Raw genomic sequence first — 22,892 nt, forward strand, 5'->3', positions numbered from 1 at the left:
GGGCTACTCCGGCAGCGGCTCGTCGCGGTACAGGGCCTCGAAGGTGTCGAGGGTGCGGCGCATGTCGTGGACCTTGACGCCCTCGAGCGATGCCCGCTGCATCCGGGCGCGCTCCTCGGGCGACTGCGTCAGCACGGTCGTGAGCTTCTCGGTGAGGTCGTCGACGTCGCCGGGACGGAACAGGTACCCGTTCTCGCCGTCGTGCACGAGGTGCGGCAGGGCGACGGCATCCGCCGCGACGATCGGCAGGCCCGAGGCCATCGCCTCCATCGTCGCGATCGACTGCAGCTCGGCGATCGAGGCGATGCAGAACAGGCTCGCGTTCGTCAGGAACGACCGCAGCTCCTCGTCGGTGGTGTGGCCGTGGAAGTGCACACGCTCGGTCAGGCCGAGCTCGCCGCTCAGCTGCTCGAGGTTGCGGCGCTGGTCGCCGCTGCCGACGATGTCGAAGCGCACGTCCAGCGACGGGTCGAGCCGTGCGATCGCCCGCAGGATCACATCGATCTGCTTCTCGGTCGTGAGGCGGCCGACGAACACGATGCGGTGCGCGTCGCGGGGTGTGAGGTCGGCGGTGTAGTTCGCCGCGTCGATGCCGCAGCTGACCGGGATGACGTTCTGGATCGCGATCGTCGCCTCGAGGAAGTCGGCCGCCTTGCGCGTCGGGGTGGTGACGGCGCGGGTGAGGTCGAAGGTGCGCTTGGCGTCGGCCCACGCGATCTTGACGAACTGCTTGTTCAGCACCTCGGGCAGGGTCGTGAAGTCGAGGATGTTCTCGGCCATCACGTGGTTGGTGGCGACGATGGGGATGCCGCGCTTCGCGGCCTCGCGCGACAGACCGCGTCCGATCACGATGTGGGACTGGATGTGCACGACGTCGGGCTTCACCTCGTCGAGCACGCGGCGGGCGTAGTGCTTCGACATGAACGGCATCACGAACGTGAGCCAGTCGTGCGGATACCAGCGCCACGACGGGAGCCGGTGCATCGTCATCGGCCGACCCTCGATCACCTCGGTGAACGTGCCGTGCTCGCGGTGCGTCTTGCTCGGTGCCATCACGTGGACGTCGTGGCCGCGCGAGACCAGGCCGGCGGCGAGGCGCTCGGCGAAGCGGGCTGCACCGTTCACATGGGGGAGGAACGTGTCCGCGCCGATCAGGATCTTCAGCGGAGCGGGACTCGCGGCGTCGGCGGGGGTGTCGTCGGGCGTCGCAGGATCGGTCACGGGTTGGGGGCCTGTCTGTGCGGCGGGCGCGCGGCAGCGGCTGGTCGCCGCGCGGCATCCACTGTACCCGAGCGGTTTCGAGGGCCTCCCCAGGAACGCGCGGGACGCGCCACGTACGCTGGTCGCATGCCCCGACTGCAGGCCGACGCCGACCCGAACCTCTGGGTGCCCGTGACCGAGTCGCTCGGCTTCCGCGGCCGCCGTCACCGCAAGGCGGCGATCCGGATGCTGCTCGGCCAGGCGGGCTCCGCGATGGGCGGGATGGCCGGAGCACCGGGAACGTCGGTGACTGGCGCGACGGGCGCGGCACCGGGAGCCGAGCCGCGTCGAGGCAGTGCCTTCGCCGCATGGGCGATGAGCCAGGCCGCGCCGCTGCTCATGCGCAAGGCCGCCGGTCGCGTGCTGGTGTGGGTGTGGAAGGCCGACGCAGAGCTCGTCGTGGTGATGGCTCAGATCCAGCAGGCCACCAACGACCTGCGGGCCGCCCGCGCCATGATGCCGATGGAGTACGACGACACCGAGTCGTTCCGAAACCCCTACCTCGGCGTCGGCGAGAAGCTCGAGATGTCGCTCCCCGCCGACCCGCGCACGCCACCGTTCGCGACCTACACGTGGGACACCGGCTCGCACTTCGTCACCGTGACCGCCGTGTGCTCGGACCGCGGCCGCTTCGGCACCGTCATCGGCAGCGTCGACGACCTGGCCCGAACGCTCAGGGTCGTGGACGACCTCACCGTCGGAGAGTCGCCCGAGGTCCTGCGCATCGAGCCGAAGAGCTGACAGACTCCCCGACGTGACCGCGCTCGCTCATCCCGCCGCCCATCGTCCTCTCCGCATCGGCGTCCAGCTCGCGCCGCAGCACGCGTCCTACGCGCGGTATCGCGACGCGGTGCTTCGCGCGGAGGACCTCGGCGTCGACGTGATCTTCAACTGGGACCACTTCTTCCCGCTCACCGAGCCGCTCGAGGCCGAGCACTTCGAGGCGTGGACGGTGCTCGCGGCGATGGCCGAGCAGACCGAGCGCGTCGAGTTCGGCCCGCTCGTCAACTGCAGCTCGTACCGCAACCCCGACCTGCAGGCCGACATGGCCCGCACGATCGACCACATCAGCGCCCGCGCGACGGGGACGGGCCGATTCATCTTCGGCACCGGCTCGGGGTGGGCCGAGCGCGACTACGACGGGTACGGCTACGAGTTCGGCACGGTCGGGTCACGGCTCGACGCGCTCGCCGAGGACCTCCCCCGCGTGCGGGCGCGCTGGGAGCATCTCAACCCCGCGCCGACGCGGAAGATCCCGATCCTCATCGGCGGCCAGGGCGAGCGCAAGACCCTTCGCCTCGTCGCCCAGCACGCCGACATCTGGCACACGTTCACGCCGCTCGCCGACCTCGGACGCAAGATCGGCGTGCTGCACGAGTGGTGCGCCCGCGAGGGCCGCGATCCCGCCGGCATCGAGCTGTCCACGGGCTACACCGTGCGCGGCTTCGGTCCGTTGCTGGAGGGGACGGATGCCGCCTCCCGCCTGTACGACCTCGGCTTCCGGCTCATCATCCCGGCCATCGACGGACCCGACTACGACCTGTCGCCGCTGAAGCCGCTGCTGGAGTGGCGCGATCGGATCAACGGCGTCTGACCCCTCCGGACCGATACGGTGGCCGGGCCGGCTTCGCACGACTGACCAGGAGGCACGCCCATGGGCGCCGTCATCGGAGAGATCCTTCCCCTCGCGCTCGGTGTGGCGATCAGCCCGATCCCGATCATCGCGGCCATCCTCATGCTGCTCTCCCCCAAGGCGAGGGTGACCAGCGTCGGATTCCTCCTCGGCTGGGTCGTCGGGATCGTCGTCGCGGTGACCGTGTTCACGCTCCTGTCGGCAGTGCTCCCCGAGGGCGACTCCGACGCCTCGAAGCCGATCCAGGGCGTGATCCAGCTCATCCTGGGCGCGCTGCTGCTCCTGCTCGCCGTGCGGCAATGGCGCGGCCGCCCGAAGGCGGGCGAGGAGCCCGCGATGCCGAAGTGGATGCAGGCGATCGACAAGGTCACCTTCCCGGTGGCCTTCGGCCTCGGGTTCCTCCTCTCTGCCATCAACCCGAAGAACCTGCTCATGGCAGCCGGCGCGGGCGTCGACATCGGGTCAGCGGGTCTCGACGTCGGGTCGATCGTGCTGGTGATCGCGATCTTCACGCTGATCGCGGCATCCACCGTCCTCGTCCCCGTCGTGGGGTACCTCATCGCCGCCGACAAGCTCCGTGGCCCGCTGGACGCGCTGCGGGTGTGGCTCGCGAGGGAGAACGCCGTCATCATGGCCGTGCTGCTGCTCGTGATCGGCGTCTCGCTCATCGGCAAGGGCATCGGCAGCTTCTGACCCACTCCCGCCCCGGTCGTTGAGCCAGCGAGCCGAAACGCCCCGGCCCCGGTCGTTGAGCGAGCGAGGAACGAGCGAGACGAAACGCCCCGGCCCCGGCGCACACGCCTCCCCGCGGATCCCTCGCCCGCAGCATCCGCCGCGCCGATCGACGCCGCTCCGACGCGCCGACGCACGCGGCACGACGTCGGATCATCGTGTCGGCGTGGCAACGGTGCCACACTGACCTCGTGGATTCCGGATTCCTCGCCAACCTGTCCTGGTCCCTCGCCGTGGTGGTGCACGCCGCGATCGTGATCACCGCACTCATCGTGATCCCGCGCGGCCGAAAGCCGACGGCGGCGATGGCCTGGATCCTGCTCATCGTGATCCTGCCCGGCGTGGGCGTCGTGCTGTACCTGGTGATCGGAAACGTGCGCCTCCCCGAGAAGCGACGTGCCGAGCAGGCGCGCATCGACGAGCTCATCCGCGGCAGGGTGGCCGAGAATGCGCTCGCGCACAAGGATGCCGCGTGGCCGCGGTGGTTCGAACGCGTGGTGCAGCAGAACGAGAACCTCACCGCGCTTCCCGCATCGAGCGGCAACGAGGCCACCCTGCTCCCCCACTACCAGGAGTCGATCGACGCGATGGCCGCCGAGGTCGACACCGCGAAGGACTTCGTGCACATCGAGTTCTTCATCGTCGGGTGGGACGACACCACCCGCGGGTTCTTCGCTGCGATGGAGCGCGCCGTCGCCCGCGGGGTCACGGTGCGTCTCCTCGCCGACTACGTCGCGACGAAGAAGGTGCCGGAGTCCAAGGCGATGCTGGCCGAGCTGGACCGGATCGGCGTGACGTGGGCCTGGATGCTCCCCGTGGAGCCCTTCAAGGGCAAGTACCAGCGACCCGACCTCCGCAACCACCGCAAGATCGTCGTCGTCGACGGCCGGGTGGCGTTCATGGGCTCGCAGAACCTCATCGCGCGGCACTACGACTCACCCAAGAACATCAAGCGCGGCCTCATGTGGCAGGAGCTCATGACCCGGCTCACCGGCCCGGTCGTGGCATCCGTCAATGCCGTCTTCCTGTCGGACTGGCTCATCGAGACCGGCGAGGACCTCTCGACCATCGCGCAGGCGCCGCCTGCCGATCTCCCGGTGTCGACGGCGCCCGACGCGCTGCAGTGCCAGGTCGTGCCGTCGGGGCCGGGCTACGACACCGAGAACAACCTGCGCCTGTTCCTCTCGCTCATCTACGGGGCCACCGAGAAGGTCATCCTCACGAGCCCGTACTTCGTGCCCGACGAGGCGATGGTCTACGCCATCACGAGCGCGTGCCAGCGCGGCCTCGAGGTGCAGCTGTTCGTCTCCGAGATCGGCGACCAGTTCATGGTGTGGCACGCGCAGCGCTCCTATTACTCCGCGCTGCTCGAGGCGGGGGTGCGCATCTTCCTCTACCCCGCGCCGTACATCCTGCACTCGAAGCACTTCTCGATCGACGACGACATCGCGGTGATCGGGTCGAGCAACATGGACATCCGCTCCTTCAGCCTCAACAGCGAGGTCTCGCTCATGGTGCGCGGCACCTCGTTCGTCGCCGGCATGCGCGAGGTCGAGCAGGCATATCGCGACGCCGGCCGCGAGCTCACCCTCGAGGAGTGGCGCCGCGAGCCCGCCAAGGCCACGTTCCTCGACGGCCTGATGCGCCTCACGTCCGCCCTGAACTGACCCCTGCGATCAGACCTTGAGGTCCTGGCGGGGGACGACGACCTCGCGGATGATCAGCAGGATCGAGGCCATCACCGGCAGGGCGACGAGGACCCCGACGATGCCGGCGAGGGCGCCGCCGGCGAGCGCGCCGATGAGGACGAGGGCCGCGGGGATCTCGATCGCCTTGTTCATGACCCGGGGGCTCACGACGTAGGACTCGAGCTGGATGTAGACGAGGTACGCGATGAAGAAGATGAGCGCCTGGGTGGGGCTCGTGAACAGCGCGATGATCGATGCGAAGATCCAGAAGATCACCGAGCCGAACAGCGGGATGAGCGTCACGATGAACGCGATCACCGCCATGAGGGCGGGGAACGGCAGCCCGATCACGACGTGGAGGACGAACACCACGGCGGCGTTGATCGACGACAGGATCACCGAGCCGATCAGGGCGCTGCCGACGGAGTCGGTGATGCGCTCGGTGAGGTCCTGCAGCCGGGGGCGGTTGCGTGCAGGCGCGAGAGCGTAGAACGCGCGCTTGGCCGCGGTCAGCGAGGCGAGGAAGTAGAGCGTCAGGGCGATCACCACGAAGCTCGCGGAGATCGCGGCGACGAAGCCGACACCGACGGCCAAGACGCCGCCGCCGAGGGCGGCCAGGGTCGAGGGCGCGGAGATCCACTCGGCGATCTGCTCCAGCGCGGCCAGCACCGCGGCCTGCGCGTCGGGCGCGAGCGCGGCGAACCAGTCGGACTGCGGGATGTTCTCGACGAGCTCGGGGATCGCCGTCACCAGCTGCACGATCTGCGCGATGACCGGCGGCAGCACGAACACGAAGAACGCGATCATGACGAGCGCGAAGCCGCAGAAGACGATCGCGATGCCGGCACCCCGCTTGACGCGATGGCGTTCGAGCATCCGCACGATCGGGTCGAGCCCGACGGCGAGGAACATCGCCAGGATGATGTAGACGAGGATGGTCGAGATCGACCCGATCGCCGAGCCGAGCACCAGCGCTCCGAGCACGCCGATGGTCACCAGGAAGCCCGTCGCCAGCGGATGGTCGAGCCCCGCCAGCACCCTGCGGAAGCGCCGAGGGCGCTCGGGCTCGATCACCGCGACCTCGTCGGCGGGTGCGGCGGAGGGCGAGGATTCCACAGCATCGGTCATGCCCCCATGATGGGGCCTCTTAACGCCCGGCGAACAGTCCGACGCGGCGCCAATTTCTCCATAGTCTCCGAGGGCCCTCAGGCGGTACGGTTTTACCAAGATCGGGGGTCGATGAACCGCTCGCCCGGTCTCGGCAAATCGAAACCGACGGCTCGTCCCGTCGAGAAAGCTGGTGTGACATGGGTGGCGGCATCTGGGACTTCATCCTGTGGTTCTTCTGGATCTTCGTCTTCGTCGCGTACCTGATGGTGCTGTTCTCGATCATCGGCGACATCTTCCGCGACCACGAGCTCAACGGCTGGCTCAAGGCCCTGTGGATCCTGTTCCTGATCTTCGTGCCGTTCCTCACTGCGCTGATCTACCTCATCGCCCGTGGGAGCAGCATGCAGAAGCGGTCGATCGAACAGGCTCAGGAGCTGCGCGCCGCTCAGGACGCGTACATCCGTCAGACGGCGGGATCCGGCGCGAGCGCCGCTGACGACATCGCGAAGGCGAAGTCGCTCCTCGACTCCGGCGCCATCACGCAGGCCGAGTTCGACGCCCTCAAGGCCAAGGCGCTGGCAGCGTAAGCCGGCACCGGAACAGGAGAAGAGATGACGACCTTCGACTACGGCCCGATCGAGTTCTACGCGATCGGCTTCGAGGGCGACCGACCGGGTCCCGCAGTGCTGCAGGCGATCGACGACCTCGTCGCCGCCGGCACCGTCAACGTGCTCGACCTGGTCTTCGCTCGTCGCTCGCCCGAGGGCGAGATCGAGGTGCTCGAGCTGTCGGACACCGTCGACGACGGCGCTCCCGCGCTCGACCTCGCGGGTCTGGCGGGCCAGGAGGACATCCTCTACCTCGCCGAGAACCTCGAGCCGGGATCATCGGCGGCGATCCTCGTCGTCGAGCTGCTGTGGGCCAAGTCGTTCGCGGCGGCGCTCTACGACGCCGGCGGCGCCGTCATCGCCCGCGAGGGCATCCCCGCACCGATCGTCAACGCGTTCCTCTCCGAGCACGCGGACTGAAGGAGGAAGACATGCCACTCGGACGAATGGGCCGTCCCGGCCTCATCGGAATGGCCGCCCGCACCGCTGTCGTCGCCGGCACGGCGACGGCCGTCTCGGGCAGCGTCGCGCGTCACCAGCAGCAGAAGTACTACGACCAGTCGCAGCAGCAGGCATATGAGGCCCAGGCGCAGCAGGCCGCCATGGACCAGGCAGCCGCTCAGGCCGTCGCGAACGCCCAGGCGGCCCAGGCCGCTCAGGCGCCCGCCGCCGCTCCCGCAGGGGGCGACGACATGATGGCCAAGCTCACGCAGCTGGCTCAGCTGCACGCGCAGGGCATCCTGTCGGACGACGAGTTCGCCGCCGCCAAGGCCAAGCTGCTCTCCTGACCGATCGACAGAAGGAGGCCGCACCCGACGGGTGCGGCCTCCTTCCGTTCGTGCGTTCCGCGCAGGGTCAGCCGCCGGGTCGATCGTCACCACCGTCGCCGACGGGCCCGTGGGGGTGTTCGGTCTCGTGCCCGGACGCGAGGCCCTCCGGTTCGGGCTCGGGCGCATCCGCCTCCGCACCCGCGAGGTCGTCGACCTCCTCGGCATCGACGGTCCACGCACCGGTCGTGGCCTCCGGCTCGTGCGGATCGCTCGTTCCCTTCGCACCGCCTGAGGCCGCCAAGCCGCCAGTGCCGCCAGTGCCGCCAGTGCCGCCGAAGTCCCCCGCGCCGCCCGGGCTCACCGCGCCGCCCTGACCCGCCGAACCCCTGGCGCCGCCCAAAACCGAGCCGCCCACAACCTCGCCGCCCTGACCCGCCGAACCTCTCGAGCCGCCCGCCGCGGCGCCGCCCTCGCCACTGCCTCCCTGGCCCGCGCCGCGACGGCGGGGAGCTGCTGTCGCTGAACCCGGAGCAGCACCCGCAGCAGAGGCCGCGTCGGCCGCACGAGTGAGTTCGTCGACCCGCTCCATCAGCGCACGGACCTGCGCGCGGGTGGCAGGTTCCTCGTCGTCGTGGTCGCGCGCCGCGCGCTCCAGCACCCACGACGCCAGGGTCGCCGTGATCACGCCCGCCAGCGCGACCCCGCCGAACATGAGCCCGACGCCGACCCAGCGTCCGGCATCCGTCACCGGCGTGTAGTCGCCGTACCCGGTCGTCGTGACCGTCACGCACGACCACCAGATCGCGATCGGGAAGGTGGTGATGGTCGCACCCTCGGCGTGGCGCTCGGCCTCGAGCACCGCCAGCGAGGCGATGTAGATCAGGATGAGCGAGGCACCCACGCCGTAGACGAGGATCTGCGTTCGCAGCACGCCGCCGGCGGTCCGCTTCATCCCCGGGATGTGGGTGAGGAAGCGGAGCAGCCTGACCAGGCGCAGCACCGGCACCAGGGCGAAGGCGAGCGCCGGCAGGTGCTGACGGAACCACACCCGCCGGTTCGGCGCCAGGCTCAGGCGCACGACGTAGTCGGCGATGAACATGGCCCATGTCACGAGGACGACCGTCGTCGCGATGATCCAGGCGGGACCCTGCAGGTCGCCGATCACCCGCCACGAGTACGCGACGAGGTAGGCGAGACTCGCGATGACCAGCGGCGTCTGGGTGCGCTGGTGCCAGGTGTGCTCATCCACAGCCGAATCATGGCGCATCCGCGCGCTCGCCACACCGGGGCGCGCCCGCGCGCGGGACGATCTCGTCGCGCATCCTCGCGGCCCGGTGCCCTCGGCGCTATCGTGTGGCCATGCCCGGCCCCACCGCCGCCTCGCCCGTGCCCGCCACGCCGCCGGGGCCGCCGCTGACCGTCCGCACGCTCCTGCTGCTGTCGATTCCCGCCATCCTCATCGGCGTGCTGTCGGCGCTGTCGCTGCGCCTGCTCGACCTCATCGCCGACCAGCTCGACGGCGTGTTGTGGACCAGCCTCCCCGGGTCGCTCGGTATCGCGTCCGACTCGCCGTGGTGGATCTTCATCGTGCTGACCTTCACCGGCATCGCCGTCGGGCTCGTGGTGTGGCTGGTTCCCGGCCATGCCGGTCCGGACTCCGCGACGACCGAGCTCGCGGCCACTCCGCTCCAGCTGTGGGTGCTGCCGGGCCTCGCGGTCGTCGTCATCCTCGGCCTCGCGGGTGGGGTCAGTCTCGGACCCGAGAATCCGATCATCGCGATCAACGTCTCGCTGGCGGTGGCACTCGTCGCGCGCATCTCGAAGACGGTGCCCCCGCAGCTGATCGGCGCGCTGGCGATCTCGGCCACGATCGGCGCGCTGTTCGGCACCCCGGTCGCTGCGGCGCTCGTCTTCACCGGCATGGTGGGCGAGTTCAAGATGGGTGGGTCGCTCTGGGACAAGCTCTTCCTGCCGCTGGTCGCCGCGGGAGCCGGCTCCGTCACGACCTTCCTCGTCGGTGGGGGCTTCGGCGCGGCTGCACCGTTCGACCCGTACGGCGCCCCGCAGCCTTTCGATCTCCTGCTCGGCGCGCTCGTCGCCTGCGCCGCCGCCGCGTTCGCGCTGGCCGGCATCTATCTCTTCCCGCTCGTGCACCGCGCGTTCCGTGCGCTGCGGCATCCGCTGCTCTTCACCGCGCTCGGCGGTGTCGTGCTGGGCATCCTCGGCGCGATCGGGGGGCCGATCACGCTGTTCAAGGGCCTCGACCAGAGCGAGCAGCTGCTCGCCGACCCGAGCGCCTACGCGCCCGGCGAGCTCAGCGTGATCCTGCTGGTCAAGCTCGCCGCGCTCGTGGTCGCGGCCTCGGCGGGCTTCCGCGGCGGCCGCATCTTCCCGGCGGTGTTCCTCGGCGTGGCGGCGGGCCTGCTGGGCGGGGCGCTGCTGCCGGGACTCCCGCTCTCGCTCGCGGTGGCGTGCGGAATCCTCGGCGTCGTGCTCGCGGTGGCCCGTGACGGCTGGGTGGCGCTCTTCGTCGCCGTGGCGCTGGTGGACGACGTGACCGTGCTGCCGATGCTGTGCATCATCGTGCTGCCGGCCTGGCTCATCGTCACGAAGGCCCGCGAGATGCTCATCACGCCCGCCGATCTCGCCCGCGAGCGACCCCCGGCGGCGCTTCCGTGGGACCGCGCGGAGTCAGGCCGCTGAGGGCGCCGACGGCGCCGTGCGCTCGTCCAGCTGCAGCGCGGCCGCGTTGCGGATGAACAGCACGATCCACGTGAAGACGAGGATGCCGGCGACGAGCTCGACGGCCGTCAGCGTGTAGTAGCCCACGAAGAAGAACACCGCGAGCAGCAGCGTGACCGCCAGGAACAGCCAGCCGAGCAGCACGAAGGGCCGTGAGATGCCGGTGATCCACTTCGGCAGGGCGATCACCAGCACCCCGAACGCGACCACCATGCCCGAGGCGACGCCGGTGTGGAGCGCGAAGAAGTCGTCGACCGGGAAAACTCCCACGAGTCCCAGGAACACGCCGACGACGATGAGGGCGGCGCGGACGCGCCGCACGCCGTGGGGATTGGCCGTCGGGATGCCGCGGGTCGAGTAGCGCGCCAGCGTCGTCACGAGGAACCCGGCGACGATGATCGTGATGTTGAAGGCGAAAGCCGAGACGTTCGACGACATGCCGAGGGCGCTCAGGTTGTCCTTCCACCAGTTCGGGTCGCTCGCCGTCAGCATGCTCGCGAGCACGCCGAAGACCAGGAAGACCGCGAGCACCACCGCCAGCAGCTGCAGATCCATGTGCGTGGCCGAGTAGAACGCGAGGTAGCCCGACATCGCCGCGGTGGCCCCCGACAGCACCAGCACCGGGACGGCGAACACCTCGGCGCCGATGAACGCCTGCTCGAGGATCACCGCGAGGAGCGTCCAGCCCAGCAGCGCGATGACGCCGTGCGCGAAGGCGAGCGCCGCGACGTCGATGTAATCCAGCAACCCGAGGCGGCCGTGGCCCGCATGACGGTGGACGACGTAGCGACCGCCGACCACCGCGACGAACGCGACGACGCCGGAGGCGATCGCCGCGAACTGGCCGACCGAGCCGGGGCCCGAGATCGGTGCCGCCTGAAAGCCGAATGCCACCATCGCGACGATCGCGACGACGACGAACGCGATCGCGCCGACGCCGAGGGCGAGGGACTCGAGCGATCGCTCGCTCGACGCGTCCAGTAGACGCGGCCGCTGCGCAGGGCCGGCGGCCGACCCGTGACGGGTCTCCGGTTCGGGTGCGGGCTGGTCGAGCGAGGTCTGGGTCATGGCTGCCTCCGGGAGGGCGTGGGCGAGGGTGGGTGCGTCAGGAGGAGTTCGGAAGCGAGTCGCGTGCGGCTGCGGCGGGCGTCGCGGTGCGATCGCCCGAAAGCCATCGCAGCCACAGCGCGCCGGGGTCGCCTTCGAGGACGAGCGCGCGCACGAACAGCGTGAGCGGGATCGACAGGATCGCGCCGAGCGGACCGATCACGAACGTCCAGAAGATGACCGAGAAGAAGCTGAGGGTGAGGCTCAGGTCGACCGCGTCGCTGACGAACTTGGGCTGCACCAGCACCTGCAGCACGACGTTGACCACGCAGTAGATCGCGATCACCGCCAGCAGCAGCGGCCAGCCGCCCACGACGAAGGCCAGCACGGCCGGCGGGATGAGCCCGAGGACGAAGCCGATGTTCGGGATGAAGTTGGTCACGAACGCCAGCACCGCCCACACGACCGGTGCCGGAACGCCGAGCGCCCACAGAGCGAGCCCGTCGATGATCGCCACGATCGCGCCGAAGGACGCGTTGACGACGTAATACCGACGGATGCCGGTGTTCAGGCGTCCGATCCGCGCCAGCACGGGCCGCCGCCCGCGGCCGAAGACGCGCTCCGCGTCGCGGTACCGGGCGGCGTCGGCCGCCATGAAGATGATGTACGAGACCACGAAGAAGAGCGCCGTCAGCACCGCCACGACCGTGCCGCCGAATCGCGACACCACGCGCAGGATCGCCTGCGGGTCGAGTCCCTCGGCCGCGGCATCCCTCGCCTCCTCATCGAGCCCGACCGACTGCAGCCAGGCGAGGAACGCGTCGAGGCTCCCGCGCAGCTTGTCGAGATAGTCGGCGACGAGCTGGGCGAACTGGATGCCGGCCACCCACAGCAGCAGGCCCATCACCACGAGCACGAGGTAGGCCAGCAGGATGACCGCCGTCGTGCCGGTCCAGCGCGGCCAGCCCCGACGCTCGAACGGCCGGCGGACCGGCTCGCAGATCACGACGAGTACGATCGCGAGGGCCAGCGGGCCGATGAGCTCGCGCGCGAAGTACACGCCCGCGAGCACCACGACCGTCGTCGCCAGCACGAGCAGCATCCGCAGGCTCGGCGGGAGAGCGGGCGTCGGAGCGGGTGGCGCGGCTCGGGTCACGGCGCCAGGGTACCGCTCTTCCGAGCGGCCGCCAGGCAGTGCCACACTGAGCCCATGTCAACGACCGCAGACTCGCCGATCGCCCGCCACTGGACGCCGCTGCCGTCGCACGAGGAGCATCTCGCCGAGGGTCGCGCCGCGCGCGAGCGCACGCCCCGCGAGTCCCTCGCGGAGCTGCCCGGCGGCGACCGCGACCCGATGGGGATCCTCGATGCGCAGGACGAAGTGCGCGTGCCCGAGCTGGTGCCGATCCGCACCGAGCGGATGGCGGCGAGCGCGTTCGCGTTCTACCGGGGCACCGCCGCGCTCATGGCGGCCGATCTGGCGCGATCGCCCAGCACCGACCTGATGGTGGGCTCGTGCGGTGACGCCCACGTGTCGAACTTCGGCCTCTACGCGTCGCCGCAGCGCACGCTGGTGTTCGACCTGAACGACTTCGACGAGGCGGCGTGGGCACCCTGGGAGTGGGACGTCAAGCGCTTCGTGACCAGCATCGTCATCGCGGGCCAGTCCACAGGACGCCCCGATGAGGTGATCCGCGCGACCGCACTGGAGGCGGTGCGCGTCTACGCCCGCTCCCTCGGCGCGGGCGCCAAGCGGAGCCCGCTCAAGCGGTACTACGACCGCTTCGACGCGCTCGCCGCGGAGCGGGCGGTCGACGAGGAGACCCGCGAGGTCATCGAATCCGCGGTCAAGGAGGCCGGGAAGCGCACGGGCAAGCGCGCAGCGAAGAAGATGACGACCACGACCGACGACGGGCGGATCGTCTTCGTCGACGCGCCGCCGACGCTGGCGCACGTCGGCCCTGAGATGGAGGACCGTGTGCTGCGGGTGTACGACGAGTACGCCTCCTCCGTGAACATCGACATCCGCGTGCTGCTGCAGAAGTACACGCTGTCGGATCTCGCGATGCGGGTCGTCGGCGTCGGCAGCGTCGGCACGCGGTGCTTCGTCCTGTCGATGCAGGACGGCAACGACGGCGTCCTGCTGCTGCAGGGCAAGGAGTCCGGGCGCAGCGTGCTCATCGAGCACGGTCGCGTGGAGCAGCCCGAGGGCGTCACGCGGTACATCCAGGACCACGGCGAGGGCGGCCGGGTCGTCGCCATGCAGCGCATTCTGCAGGCCGTCTCCGATCCCTTCCTCGGCCACATCCGTCGCTCCGAGGAGGGCGCGCAGCGCGACTTCTACGTGCGCCAGTTCCGTGACAAGAAGGGCGGGTTCGACATGGACGCCCTCGACGACGCGTCGTTCCGCTGGTACGCCGATGCCTGCGCCGCCACGCTGGCCCGGGCCCACGGGCAATCGCCCACGGGGTCGATCGTCGCCGGCTACACCGGCGGCGGACGCGTCGTGGGCGAGGCGATCCTCGAGTGGGCGTACGCCTACGCCGACCTCTCCCGAGCGGACTGGGAGCTGTTCCGCCGGCACCGCGGGGTCGATGCCGCGGCCTGAGATCCGCGGGTGGCACCGCCTCAGAGACAGCGGAGCGGATGCCGCAGCCTGAGGTCCGCGGTGAGATGCCGGGGTCTGAGGTTCCGCGGTCGTATGCCGGGGCTCAGCGGCGGTTCTGCAGCCGCAGGCGCAGAGAGGCGACGAGCATCTCGAGGCCGATCTCGAAGGCCGCGTCGCTGCGTTCGGCGCCGCGCGCGGCATCCGTGATCAGTCTTCCGAGCGTGGCGGTCGGCACGTCCGGCCGCCATATCTCGTCGGGCGAGGCGAGGTCGAGGCCGAAGCCGATCGCGAAGGCGTCGACGATGGCGACCACCGCGAGCACCTCGTCGTCGGGCACGCCCGCGCCGACGAGCGCCGTCGCCAGGCGGTCGTAGCTGCCGATGACGCCCGGATCGGTGATCGTCTTGCCGACGATGAGAGGCACGATGAGCGGGTGCTCGGCGTAGAGGCGGCGCAGCCCCCGCACCGTCCCCGTCACGATCTCGTCCCACTCCCCCGTCACAGGTTCGGGAAGGTAGCGCGCGCCGAGGCGCGAGCGCATGAGCTCGATGATGGCGTCCTTGCCGTCGACGTGGTTGTACAGCGACGACGGCGTGACGCCGAGCTTGCGGGCGAGGGCGTTCACGCCGAACGTGTCGCCGGAATCGGCGAGCTCGATCGCCGCGTCGGCGATCAGGTCGAGCGACAGCAGGTTCACGCGAGGGCGTGGCATCGTGCTCCTTCCATCCCGGTCAGCCTAAGCGCGGCAGGTCACGTCGTAATCGGGGCTTCCCGGATCCGTCATCCGCGTGCAAAAATAAACGAATACCGTTCGTTTACCGGCCACGTCGGCCGGGTGTCGCACACCGTCGTGCAGGAAACGACAGAAGGATCCCGTATGAACGACCTCACCGCCCGCGTGCCGCTGCGGTTCCCTACCGCAGCCGCGACCTTCGCCATCGGCATCGCCGGCTACCTCGGCGTCAACCTCTCGCCGTACATGATCACGGCGCTTCAGACGGGGTTCGGCACCGACGTGCTGACCGCGAGCTGGATCGTCACCGCGACGCTGCTCGCGACCGCGATCACGGGCCTTGCCACCGCGCCGCTGTGCGCCGGCGCTCACCGCCGCCTCGTCGCTCGCATCGGCCTGGCGGCCGGCCTCGCCGGCTTCCTCGCGGCGGCCCTCGTACCGGTGGCCGGCGTGGCGATCGCCGGGCTGCTCGTCGGCGGCGTCGGCGCGGGCGGCGCCGTCGCCGCGGCGGGCGCGGCCCTCGCCGCCTTCCGCAACCCCGACCGTGTGGCAGGGTTCAACGGCCTCGCCAACCGCGGCGTCATCACGATCGTGCTGGCGGTGATCCCGCTCGTCGGCCTGGCGCCGATCGACGTCTTCGGCGCACTCGCCCTGTTCTGCCTCATCGGGCTCGTCGCGGTGGGCTGGCTGCCGGTCGCACCGGTGATCGATCCGCAGGCCGGAGCGGCCGTCGCCGAGGCGATGCCGGTCACGGTGCCCGAGACCGGGGCCGTGCGCAGCGCCGGCACGCGCACCGCGTCGCGCACCGTGACCATCGCGGGCTTCGCGCTGCTGGTCACCTTCGCGCTGTGGGCGGTGAGCGAGGACTCCCTGTGGGCCATGGCCGGCGTCATGGGCGCCGACCAGGCAGGCCTCACCCCCGAGGGCCTCGGCATCGCCCTGAGCGGTGCGACGGCGGGCGGGCTCGTGGGCTCCGTGCTCCTGATGGTCGTAGGCAACCGCCTCGGCCGCGCGGTGCCCCTCGTGGTGCTGCTCGTCGCGGGCGGCGCCCTCAAGATCGCACTCGGCTTCGCAGCCGACCAGACGGCGTTCATCACGCTCTTCATCGTCTGGAACACGATCTACGCGATCGCCTTCATGTACTTCGTGTCCACCTCTGCCGCTCTCGACGCCGACGGCCGCTGGTCGGGTCCGCTGCTCGCGGTCTACCTGGTCGGGTCGGCGCTCACCCCGGTGATCGGCGCGGCGCTGGTCGAGGTGTTCGGCTATCAGGGCTTCACCACGGTGCTGGGCGTCGCGAGCTTCGTGCTCGCGGTGCCGGCCGCCATCGTGGCGACGATCTCGAGGAGGGTGGAGACGGGTGCCGCGGCCGAGGCCGCAGCCGACGACCGCGCCGCCGAGACCGAGGAGCTTCACGCATGACCGTCACCGTCTACACCGGAGGGCGGATCTTCACCGCCGGCGCCGCCCCCTGGGCGGAGGCGCTCGTGGTCGACGGCGACACTGTGGTGTTCGCCGGCGAGCTCGCGCGGGCGGCGACTGCGATCGGCCCGGATGCCGCGACCGTCGACCTCGGCGGGCGGCTGCTGCTCCCCGGCTTCACCGACGCACACACCCACCTCGTGATGATGGGCGAGGCGCTCGGCCGGGTCGGCCTCACCGACGCGCGATCGCTCGGCGAGATCCAGGCCCGGCTGCGCGCAGCCCGTGCTGCCGCGCCCGACGACGCGCGCGTGCTCGGGCGCGGCTGGCTGTTCGACTCCGTCCCCGGTGGAGCCCCCACCGCCGCGATGATCGACGAAGCCGTCGCCGACGTGCCGGTGTACCTCGACGCGAACGACTACCACTCGTGCTGGGTGAACTCGGCGGCGCTCGCCGAGCTCGGGATCACGCGTGACACCCCCGATCCCATCGGCGGACGCATCGGGCGCCGGGAGGACGGCGAGCCCGACGGCATGCTCTACGAGACCGCGGCGCAGGCGCACGTGTGGAACTTCCTCGCCGAGCAGGCCGATGACGCCGACCGTGACGCCGCCGTCGAGCGGACGCTCGCCGCGTATGCCGCGACGGGGGTGACCGGGGTGGTCGACATGGCCTTCGACGAGCTCGGGCTGGCGGCGTTCCAGCGCGCCGCCGAGCGCCGCGGCGGCACCCTGCCGCTGCGCGTCGCCGCCCACTGGTTCGTCGAGAACACCGGCGACGAGGGCGCGAACCTCGCGCAGGTCGCCCGGGCCGCCGAACTGGCCGAGCAGGTGCGCTCGCCCTGGCTGCGCGTGGTCGGGATCAAGCTCGTGATCGACGGCGTGATCGACGCCTGCACGGCCGCGATGCGGCATCCGTATTCCAACGGCTCGAACGCCGAGCCGATCTGGAGCCTCGCGGGCATCACTCCCGTGGTGGCCGCGGCAGACGCCGCCGGGCTGCAGATCGCCCTGCACGCGATCGGCGACCTCGCGAGCGACATCGCCCTGGACGCGCTGGAGCACGCCGCCGAGGTGAACGGGGATCGCCCGCGCCGGCACCGCATCGAGCACCTCGAGTACGCGGCCCCCGGCACGGCCGAACGGATGGCGCGCCTGGGCGTGACCGCGTCGATGCAGCCGGTGCACGCCGACCCGGCGATCTTCGACAACTGGGCGGCGATGCTCGGCGACGAGCGCGTCGATCGGGCGTTCGCGTGGTGCGAGTACGTCGACGCGGGCGCGCTGCTGGCGTTCTCGACCGACGCTCCTACCGCGCCGCACGAGGCGCTGCCGAACATGTACATCGCGGCGACGCGCAAGTCGGCGCTGGACGGGTCGTTCGCTCCGCGGCATCCGCACTACGCGCTGCCGCTCGAGCAGGCGCTGGGTCACGCGACACGGGATGCCGCGGCCTCGGTCGGCGACGGCGCGACGCGCGGCCGGCTCGAGGCGGGCCTGGCCGCCGACTTCGCGATCGTCGACGCGGACCCGTTCGCCGAGGGGCCGGAGGCGCTCTTGGAGGCGCGCATCGTGCGCACGGTGGTCGCGGGACGGACGCAGTACGACGCGGGCGCGGTGTGATCCCTATCCGGATGCCGACGGGTGCGCGGACAGCCACTCGTTCGCGACCCGCTTGGCGACTTTCAGCAGCCAGGCGTCGGTGACGACCTCGCGGAGCTGCTCCGGATCGATCGCCGCCAGGCGCACGAGCAGCGCGGGATAGCCGTCGAAGTGCGGGATGGTGAAGAAGGCCTTGGGGAAGGTCTCGAGCAGCGCCTCCTTCACCTGCAGCCCGTCGGTGCGCACGCCTACGACGTCGCCTTCCGGCCAGTCGCGCCCCAGTTCGGCGAGCTGCTCGAGGTCGCGACCGCTGGGTCCACGCTGCCACACGAAAGCGCCTGCGGGTGTGCGCCAGGACGCGCCGCCGCGGTGCCCGTCGACCCGCTCGAGCACCCCCGGGAAGCCGAGCGCGATGGTGCGCACGTCGTCGAGTGTCGCCATGCGCATATCATCCGCCGGATCCCCCGATCAGGCGAGAGAACTGTTCACTGTCCGGTTGACAGGGGGCGATAGGGTACTGAACTACCGGGCAGCGCGTCTCCTCGCGCCTCGGCGGAGGGGGAGTTCCCAAGATGCCAGGATCCGTCCGACCGCGTCTTCGTCGTCTGATCGCGGGGGTCACCGCAGCACTGCTCGGGGCCACCGGTGCGGTCGTGGGGGGAGCTGTCGCCCCGCTGCCTGCGGCGGCCGCCTATCCGGATTCCGTCAATCCGTTCGCGATCGCGGGCGGCTTCACCGTCTACGCGCGCGAGGACGCGCTCCTGCAGAACCAGGAGACCGAGGGCAGCATCGCCGTCGGCGGCACCGCCACCGTCCAGGGCAGCAGCGGGCAGTACACGATCATCCATGTCGCCGCGGGCACCGGGAACTACGATCTGCCCACTGTGGACGGCGACCCCACCCGCTTCCTCGTGGGTTCCTACAGCACCTCGAGCACCGGCATCCTCGCGATCACGAGCGCCGGGACGAGCGACCCGGCGCTGTGGGGCGACCTCAAGATGGTGCAGCGCGACGGCGGCTGGCAGGCCTTCGCCCGCGCCGACTGGCTGCGCCTGAACCAGAATCCGTCGAATGTCGACCAGACGCCCCTCATCGACGCGACGCATCAGCAGTACCCGGCCGATGCGGCGCCCCCCGCCGGCGCGAGCGGCAACGGCAGCATCTACACGGCGAACACCTCGGCGACGGCCGTCGCCGACTACGTCGAGGCCAACGCAGACGCGTCGTGGGACGAGGCGTCGAGCTGCTTCGACGACATCGCCGACCCGACCGCCGGGATCGGCTACCCCGTCGGGGTCGCGGAGGATGCCGGCGACCGCGTCGTGCTCGCCGAGCTGAGCCCTGACCAGCCGAACGTCGTCGACTACGCCGACATCGCCGGTGCGTCGCTCATCCAGTTCTCACCCGGGCCGACCCCCGGCGTGTCCAATCCGCTCGTCATCCGGGTCCCCGCCGGCACGACCGAGGTGATCGGGGCACGGGCGGATCCGCAGGGCGTCCACTCCCCCTACATCGTGTGGGACCTGTCGCAGCTGACCGGCGACGTCAGCGTCATCGCCGGGCAGGCACGCATCGACGGCTCGATCTATGCGCCGAACGCCTCGGTGACCGTGAATGCCGCTCCGCTGGACGGGCAGGTGATCGGCCAGAACGTGATCATCCAGGGCGGCGAGGTGCACTCATTCCTGTTCGCCGGTGAGATCTCCTGCAACGACGCCAGCGGCACCTTCACGATCCGCAAGGAGCTCTCGGGGATCGACGCGGGCGATCTGCCCGAAGGCAGCACGTTCACGGTCAACTACCGCGCGGTCGACCCCGACGGAAACGTCTCCGTCGGCACGCTCGAAGTTCCCGCAGACGGCACGCCCGTCGCCGCGGACGAGAGGTTCCCGGTCGGCACCGAGGTGACATTCGCGGAGATCACGCCCGAGACGGTGCCCGGATGGGAGTGGGGCGAGGCCTCGATCACACCGAATCCGCTCGTCGTGGGCACCGGCACCGCCCAGGTCGTCGTCACGAACACCGCCACCGAGCTGACCGGCACGTTCAGCGTGTCCAAGTCCGTCCAGGGCCCGCCGGGAACGGAGCTGCCCGTGCTGGAGGGCACCGTGCCGGTGACGTGGACGGCGTGGCTGGGCGACGCTCAGATCGGCGCCGGGACGATGGACGTCCCGCTCGACGGCACCCCGGCCGTTCCGCTCGACGACGCCGGCGAGCCTCTCTCCTTCCCCGTCGGCACCCGCATCATCCTCGACGAGGACCTCGACGGCATCGCTCCGCCGCCCGGCTACGACTGGAGCGGCATCGGCTGGGACCCGGGGCGCACCTTCCTCATCACGGAGGCTGAGGCCACCGTGGCCGTGGAGCTCACCAACGTCGTCACCCCGGTCGATGACGGGCGGACCATCACGATCGTGAAGTCGGCGGCCGGAGCCGCCGCCGACCCGCGCTTCGGATACGCGGTCAGCTACAACGGCAACCCGCCGGGCACCCGGCCGGAGCTCTCCCTGCCGGTCGGCGAGCCGCAGGTGATCGATGACCTCGAGACCGGCGCGCAGACGCTCGAACTCGCGGAGCTGCCGCCGACGCTCGACGGGGAGCCCGTCGCCGACCCCGGCGACTGGACGCCTCCGGTGTTCCAGGTGACGATCGACGGCGAGACCACGCCGTACGAGCCAGGCGCCTTCGGCGAGATCGTGAGCATCCCCCTTCCGGAGGACACGACCGCCGACATCGAGATCGAGGTCGTCAACGCCCTCAAGGAAGGCACCTTCACCATCTCGAAGGAGTTCGACGGCATCCCTTCGAGCGACGTGCCGCCCGGCCTCGAGTTCACCGTGTCGTGGACCGCCTACTTCCCGACCGCCCCCGACGACGTGATCGGCGAAGGGGTTCTCCGCCTCCCCGGCAACGGGGATCCCGTCGGCCCCGTCGATGCCGCTGGAGAGCCACTGCTCTTCCCGTACGGCACCGTGATCGTCTACGAGGAGCAGAGCGCACCGACGCTGGCGCACATCTCATGGCTGCGCGCCGCATTCGACCTCGAGCAGCTGACGATCGGCCAGGACGACCAGGCGGTCGTGCATGCGACGCTGACGAACGACGCGTCACTGCTCAGCGGCACCTTCCTCGTGCGCAAGGATCTCTCGGGCATCGATCCGGGGCAGCTGACGCCGGGCGCCTCGTTCACGATCACCTACGTCGCCCACCTGCCGAGCCGCGACGTGCTGGTCGGTCAGTTCGAGCTGCCCTCCGACGGCACGCCCGCAGGCCCCGTGGACGAACAGAACCTCCCGATCTCGTTCCCCATCGGCACGGTGGTCAGCATGCTCGAGGAGGAGCCCGATCCGTCGGCGCTGCCGGAGGGCTACGAGTGGAGCGAGACGACGTGGAATCCGGGCAACTCGGTCGAGATCGCGCTGGGCGCGACCCCGGTGCTGGAGGTCACCAACTCGGTGGTCGCGCTGACCCGTTGGGCGGTGACGAAGGTCGTCGACGGTGATGGTGTCTCCACGCTGCCTGCGGGGACCACGTTCCCGCTGGACTGGTGGCGTGACGGCGAAGCGCAGCCGCGGGTGGAGCTCGTGCCCGGCCAGCCTGTCTACTCGCCCTACTTCCCCATCGGGACGATCCTCGAAGTCCAGGAGGGTCCGCTTCCCGCGCTCCCGGGCGTGACATGGGAGGACCCGGTGTGGGTCGCCGACGGTGAGACGCTCATCCCCGAGGACAACGGCCGCGTCGTCCTCCCCATGACGGTCTCTCGCGACCCCCAGGTCGCACAGCTGACCCTCACCAACACGCTCGATGCCGAGCCCCTGCCGGCGACCGGTGGCGGGGCGATGTCGCCGCTGGTGCCGCTCGGTGCGGTCGGGCTCATCGCGCTCGGCGCGCTGCTGGCCACCCGTCGCGCGCGCCGGGCCTGACTCGCGCCCGGAGACGCGCGAGGGAGGGGGCGGCATCCGTCCCCTCCCTTCGCGGTGCTGACGCGGCCTCGTCAGGCAGCGGCTGATGTCCGGCGTCACTGCACGCCGGCGACCGCACCTCGGACGGTGGTGCGCAGGACGTAGAGAGCCGTCGTCGCGGTGATGTACAGGACGTTGCGCTGCGGACCCCCGAACTCGAGGTTCGCCACCGCGTCCGGCAGAGGGATCCGCCCGATGAGCGCACCGTCGGGCGCGTGGCATCGCACGCCGTCGGCCGCGGCCACCCAGAGGCGGCCCCGCGCATCCACCCGGATGCCGTCGTACACGACGTCGGCCGCTGCGATCTGCTCCGGCTGCTCGGCTGACCCGTCCGCGCCCACCGCCGCGCGCCAGATCGCGGGCGAACCGCTGTCGGTGACGAACACCGTGCGGCCGCCGGCTCCGAAGGCGATGCCGTTCGGCTGATCCAGCACGCCGATCTCGAGGGAGCTCGAGCCGCCCGAGACCCGGTACACGCCGCGCACCGGTTGACGCGGCTCGGCCATGCCGCCTTCGTAGTCGCTCACGATGCCGTACGTGGGGTCGGTGAACCAGATCGCGCCGTCCGGGTGCACCGCGACGTCGTTCGGGCTGTTCAGCGGATGCCCGCCGTACGAGTCGGCGATGACCCCCGTCGTGCCGTCGTGCTCGAGCCGGACGACGCGGCGGCCGCCGTGCTCGCACGAGATGAATCGGCCTTCGGCGTCGACGGTCCGCCCGTTGGCGTACCCGGATGCCGTGTCGATCACATCGATGCGCCGGGTGCGCTCGTCGTACCGCAGAACTCGCTCGTTCGGGATGTCGCTGAACAGCACGATGCGGTGAGCGGGATGGTACGCGGGGCCCTCGAGCCACCGGCCGTCGTCGAACACCCGCTCGAGGTAGCGGTCACCCGCGACGTCGGCGAACCGCTCGTCGAAGACCTCGTAGACCGCGGGAAGCCGCTCACCGGCCATGCTGCACACCTCTCCAGGAC

Annotated in this window: 20 protein-coding genes; 12 read left to right on the top strand and 8 right to left on the bottom strand. The window is 70.7% G+C overall.

All coding sequences use genetic code 11. The features are described from left to right. Positions 1–3: 3 nt before the first annotated feature. Positions 4–1,221 (bottom strand): glycosyltransferase, encoded by a 1,218-nt coding sequence (locus IM767_RS16610; RefSeq protein WP_109208567.1) that lies wholly within the window; start codon positions 1,219–1,221, stop codon positions 4–6. Between the two features lie 126 nt (positions 1,222–1,347). Between IM767_RS16610 and IM767_RS16615 the strand changes: the two genes are divergently transcribed. From IM767_RS16615 to cls, 4 genes are all read left to right on the top strand, one after another. Then, positions 1,348–2,001 (top strand): hypothetical protein, encoded by a 654-nt coding sequence (locus tag IM767_RS16615; protein ID WP_109208568.1) that lies wholly within the window; start codon positions 1,348–1,350, stop codon positions 1,999–2,001. A 13-nt stretch (positions 2,002–2,014) separates the two neighbouring features. Further along, the gene (locus IM767_RS16620; RefSeq protein ID WP_109208569.1) at positions 2,015–2,854 is read left to right on the top strand and encodes an LLM class F420-dependent oxidoreductase; all 840 of its coding nucleotides are present in this window, start codon (positions 2,015–2,017) and stop codon (positions 2,852–2,854) included. A 60-nt stretch (positions 2,855–2,914) separates the two neighbouring features. Continuing rightward, complete coding sequence (locus IM767_RS16625; RefSeq protein WP_109208570.1) at positions 2,915–3,586, top strand: GAP family protein; 672 nt, start codon at positions 2,915–2,917, stop codon at positions 3,584–3,586. A 230-nt stretch (positions 3,587–3,816) separates the two neighbouring features. Then, entirely contained in the window at positions 3,817–5,292 is a 1,476-nt protein-coding gene (gene cls / locus IM767_RS16630) for a cardiolipin synthase (RefSeq protein WP_109208571.1), read from the top strand. Between the two features lie 9 nt (positions 5,293–5,301). On the opposite strand, the gene IM767_RS16635 is transcribed toward cls, so the two are convergent. After that, positions 5,302–6,441: an AI-2E family transporter gene (locus tag IM767_RS16635; protein ID WP_109208572.1), complete on the bottom strand. Its 1,140-nt coding sequence runs from the start codon at positions 6,439–6,441 to the stop codon at positions 5,302–5,304. 179 nt (positions 6,442–6,620) lie between these two features. On the opposite strand from IM767_RS16635, the gene IM767_RS16640 reads away from it, so the two are divergent. The 3 genes from IM767_RS16640 to IM767_RS16650 are packed head-to-tail and all read left to right on the top strand — an operon-like array spanning position 6,621 to position 7,819. After that, complete coding sequence (locus tag IM767_RS16640; protein WP_109208573.1) at positions 6,621–7,010, top strand: SHOCT domain-containing protein; 390 nt, start codon at positions 6,621–6,623, stop codon at positions 7,008–7,010. A gap of 24 nt (positions 7,011–7,034) precedes the next feature. Then, positions 7,035–7,451 carry a DUF6325 family protein gene (locus tag IM767_RS16645; protein ID WP_109208574.1) on the top strand — a complete coding sequence of 139 codons (417 nt, stop codon included), beginning with the start codon at positions 7,035–7,037 and terminating at the stop codon, positions 7,449–7,451. 26 nt (positions 7,452–7,477) lie between these two features. After that, positions 7,478–7,819 (top strand): SHOCT domain-containing protein, encoded by a 342-nt coding sequence (locus IM767_RS16650; protein ID WP_109208575.1) that lies wholly within the window; start codon positions 7,478–7,480, stop codon positions 7,817–7,819. Between the two features lie 67 nt (positions 7,820–7,886). Here IM767_RS16650 and IM767_RS16655 read toward each other — a convergent pair whose 3' ends face one another. Next, complete coding sequence (locus IM767_RS16655; RefSeq protein ID WP_162564188.1) at positions 7,887–9,050, bottom strand: potassium channel family protein; 1,164 nt, start codon at positions 9,048–9,050, stop codon at positions 7,887–7,889. Between the two features lie 110 nt (positions 9,051–9,160). Between IM767_RS16655 and IM767_RS16660 the strand changes: the two genes are divergently transcribed. Next, positions 9,161–10,504 carry an ion channel protein gene (locus IM767_RS16660; protein WP_109208833.1) on the top strand — a complete coding sequence of 448 codons (1,344 nt, stop codon included), beginning with the start codon at positions 9,161–9,163 and terminating at the stop codon, positions 10,502–10,504. On the opposite strand, the gene IM767_RS16665 is transcribed toward IM767_RS16660, so the two are convergent. Continuing rightward, positions 10,493–11,611: a DUF998 domain-containing protein gene (locus IM767_RS16665; RefSeq protein WP_109208576.1), complete on the bottom strand. Its 1,119-nt coding sequence runs from the start codon at positions 11,609–11,611 to the stop codon at positions 10,493–10,495. The two genes, IM767_RS16660 and IM767_RS16665, sit on opposite strands and share 12 nt — an antisense overlap. 37 nt (positions 11,612–11,648) lie before the next feature. After that, complete coding sequence (locus tag IM767_RS16670) at positions 11,649–12,746, bottom strand: AI-2E family transporter (RefSeq protein ID WP_239453071.1); 1,098 nt, start codon at positions 12,744–12,746, stop codon at positions 11,649–11,651. 54 nt (positions 12,747–12,800) lie between these two features. Between IM767_RS16670 and IM767_RS16675 the strand changes: the two genes are divergently transcribed. Further along, positions 12,801–14,198: a DUF2252 domain-containing protein gene (locus IM767_RS16675; RefSeq protein WP_109208578.1), complete on the top strand. Its 1,398-nt coding sequence runs from the start codon at positions 12,801–12,803 to the stop codon at positions 14,196–14,198. A 103-nt stretch (positions 14,199–14,301) separates the two neighbouring features. Here the strand turns inward: IM767_RS16675 and IM767_RS16680 are convergent, their stop codons facing one another. Beyond that, positions 14,302–14,910: a TetR/AcrR family transcriptional regulator gene (locus IM767_RS16680; RefSeq protein ID WP_109208579.1), complete on the bottom strand. Its 609-nt coding sequence runs from the start codon at positions 14,908–14,910 to the stop codon at positions 14,302–14,304. Positions 14,911–15,075: 165 nt separating this feature from the next. Between IM767_RS16680 and IM767_RS16685 the strand changes: the two genes are divergently transcribed. Further along, on the top strand, positions 15,076–16,353 hold the full coding sequence (locus tag IM767_RS16685; RefSeq protein WP_109208580.1) for an MFS transporter: 1,278 nt from the start codon (positions 15,076–15,078) through the stop codon (positions 16,351–16,353). Beyond that, complete coding sequence (locus IM767_RS16690; protein ID WP_109208581.1) at positions 16,350–17,975, top strand: amidohydrolase; 1,626 nt, start codon at positions 16,350–16,352, stop codon at positions 17,973–17,975. The genes IM767_RS16685 and IM767_RS16690 overlap by 4 nt, the downstream gene beginning before the upstream one ends. Positions 17,976–17,978: 3 nt before the next feature. On the opposite strand, the gene IM767_RS16695 is transcribed toward IM767_RS16690, so the two are convergent. After that, entirely contained in the window at positions 17,979–18,395 is a 417-nt protein-coding gene (locus IM767_RS16695; RefSeq protein ID WP_109208834.1) for an MmcQ/YjbR family DNA-binding protein, read from the bottom strand. Positions 18,396–18,526: 131 nt separating this feature from the next. Here IM767_RS16695 and IM767_RS16700 point away from each other — a divergent pair, with 131 nt between their 5' ends. Continuing rightward, positions 18,527–21,877, top strand: coding sequence for a DUF5979 domain-containing protein (locus IM767_RS16700; RefSeq protein ID WP_109208582.1), 3,351 nt, complete (start codon positions 18,527–18,529; stop codon positions 21,875–21,877). Positions 21,878–21,972: 95 nt separating this feature from the next. Here the strand turns inward: IM767_RS16700 and IM767_RS16705 are convergent, their stop codons facing one another. After that, positions 21,973–22,872 carry an SMP-30/gluconolactonase/LRE family protein gene (locus IM767_RS16705; RefSeq protein ID WP_109208583.1) on the bottom strand — a complete coding sequence of 300 codons (900 nt, stop codon included), beginning with the start codon at positions 22,870–22,872 and terminating at the stop codon, positions 21,973–21,975. Between the last annotated feature and the right edge of the window lie 20 nt (positions 22,873–22,892).

Origin of the sequence: Microbacterium ureisolvens (genome assembly GCF_015278315.1) — a bacterium.
Classification (GTDB): Bacteria; Actinomycetota; Actinomycetes; order Actinomycetales; family Microbacteriaceae; genus Microbacterium; species Microbacterium ureisolvens.

Excerpts from the sequence above, each read along its gene's own strand:
- IM767_RS16615 (WP_109208568.1), top strand. The coding sequence starts at position 1,348 with ATGCCCCGACTGCAGGCCGACGCCGACCCGAACCTCTGGGTGCCCGTG.
- IM767_RS16625 (WP_109208570.1), top strand. The coding sequence starts at position 2,915 with ATGGGCGCCGTCATCGGAGAGATCCTTCCCCTCGCGCTCGGTGTGGCG.
- IM767_RS16635 (WP_109208572.1), bottom strand. The coding sequence starts at position 6,441 with ATGACCGATGCTGTGGAATCCTCGCCCTCCGCCGCACCCGCCGACGAG.
- IM767_RS16640 (WP_109208573.1), top strand. The coding sequence starts at position 6,621 with ATGGGTGGCGGCATCTGGGACTTCATCCTGTGGTTCTTCTGGATCTTC.
- IM767_RS16645 (WP_109208574.1), top strand. The coding sequence starts at position 7,035 with ATGACGACCTTCGACTACGGCCCGATCGAGTTCTACGCGATCGGCTTC.
- IM767_RS16650 (WP_109208575.1), top strand. The coding sequence starts at position 7,478 with ATGGGCCGTCCCGGCCTCATCGGAATGGCCGCCCGCACCGCTGTCGTC.
- IM767_RS16660 (WP_109208833.1), top strand. The coding sequence starts at position 9,161 with ATGCCCGGCCCCACCGCCGCCTCGCCCGTGCCCGCCACGCCGCCGGGG.
- IM767_RS16665 (WP_109208576.1), bottom strand. The coding sequence starts at position 11,611 with ATGACCCAGACCTCGCTCGACCAGCCCGCACCCGAACCGGAGACCCGT.
- IM767_RS16675 (WP_109208578.1), top strand. The coding sequence starts at position 12,801 with ATGTCAACGACCGCAGACTCGCCGATCGCCCGCCACTGGACGCCGCTG.
- IM767_RS16680 (WP_109208579.1), bottom strand. The coding sequence starts at position 14,910 with ATGCCACGCCCTCGCGTGAACCTGCTGTCGCTCGACCTGATCGCCGAC.
- IM767_RS16685 (WP_109208580.1), top strand. The coding sequence starts at position 15,076 with ATGAACGACCTCACCGCCCGCGTGCCGCTGCGGTTCCCTACCGCAGCC.
- IM767_RS16690 (WP_109208581.1), top strand. The coding sequence starts at position 16,350 with ATGACCGTCACCGTCTACACCGGAGGGCGGATCTTCACCGCCGGCGCC.
- IM767_RS16695 (WP_109208834.1), bottom strand. The coding sequence starts at position 18,395 with ATGGCGACACTCGACGACGTGCGCACCATCGCGCTCGGCTTCCCGGGG.
- IM767_RS16700 (WP_109208582.1), top strand. The coding sequence starts at position 18,527 with ATGCCAGGATCCGTCCGACCGCGTCTTCGTCGTCTGATCGCGGGGGTC.
- IM767_RS16705 (WP_109208583.1), bottom strand. The coding sequence starts at position 22,872 with ATGGCCGGTGAGCGGCTTCCCGCGGTCTACGAGGTCTTCGACGAGCGG.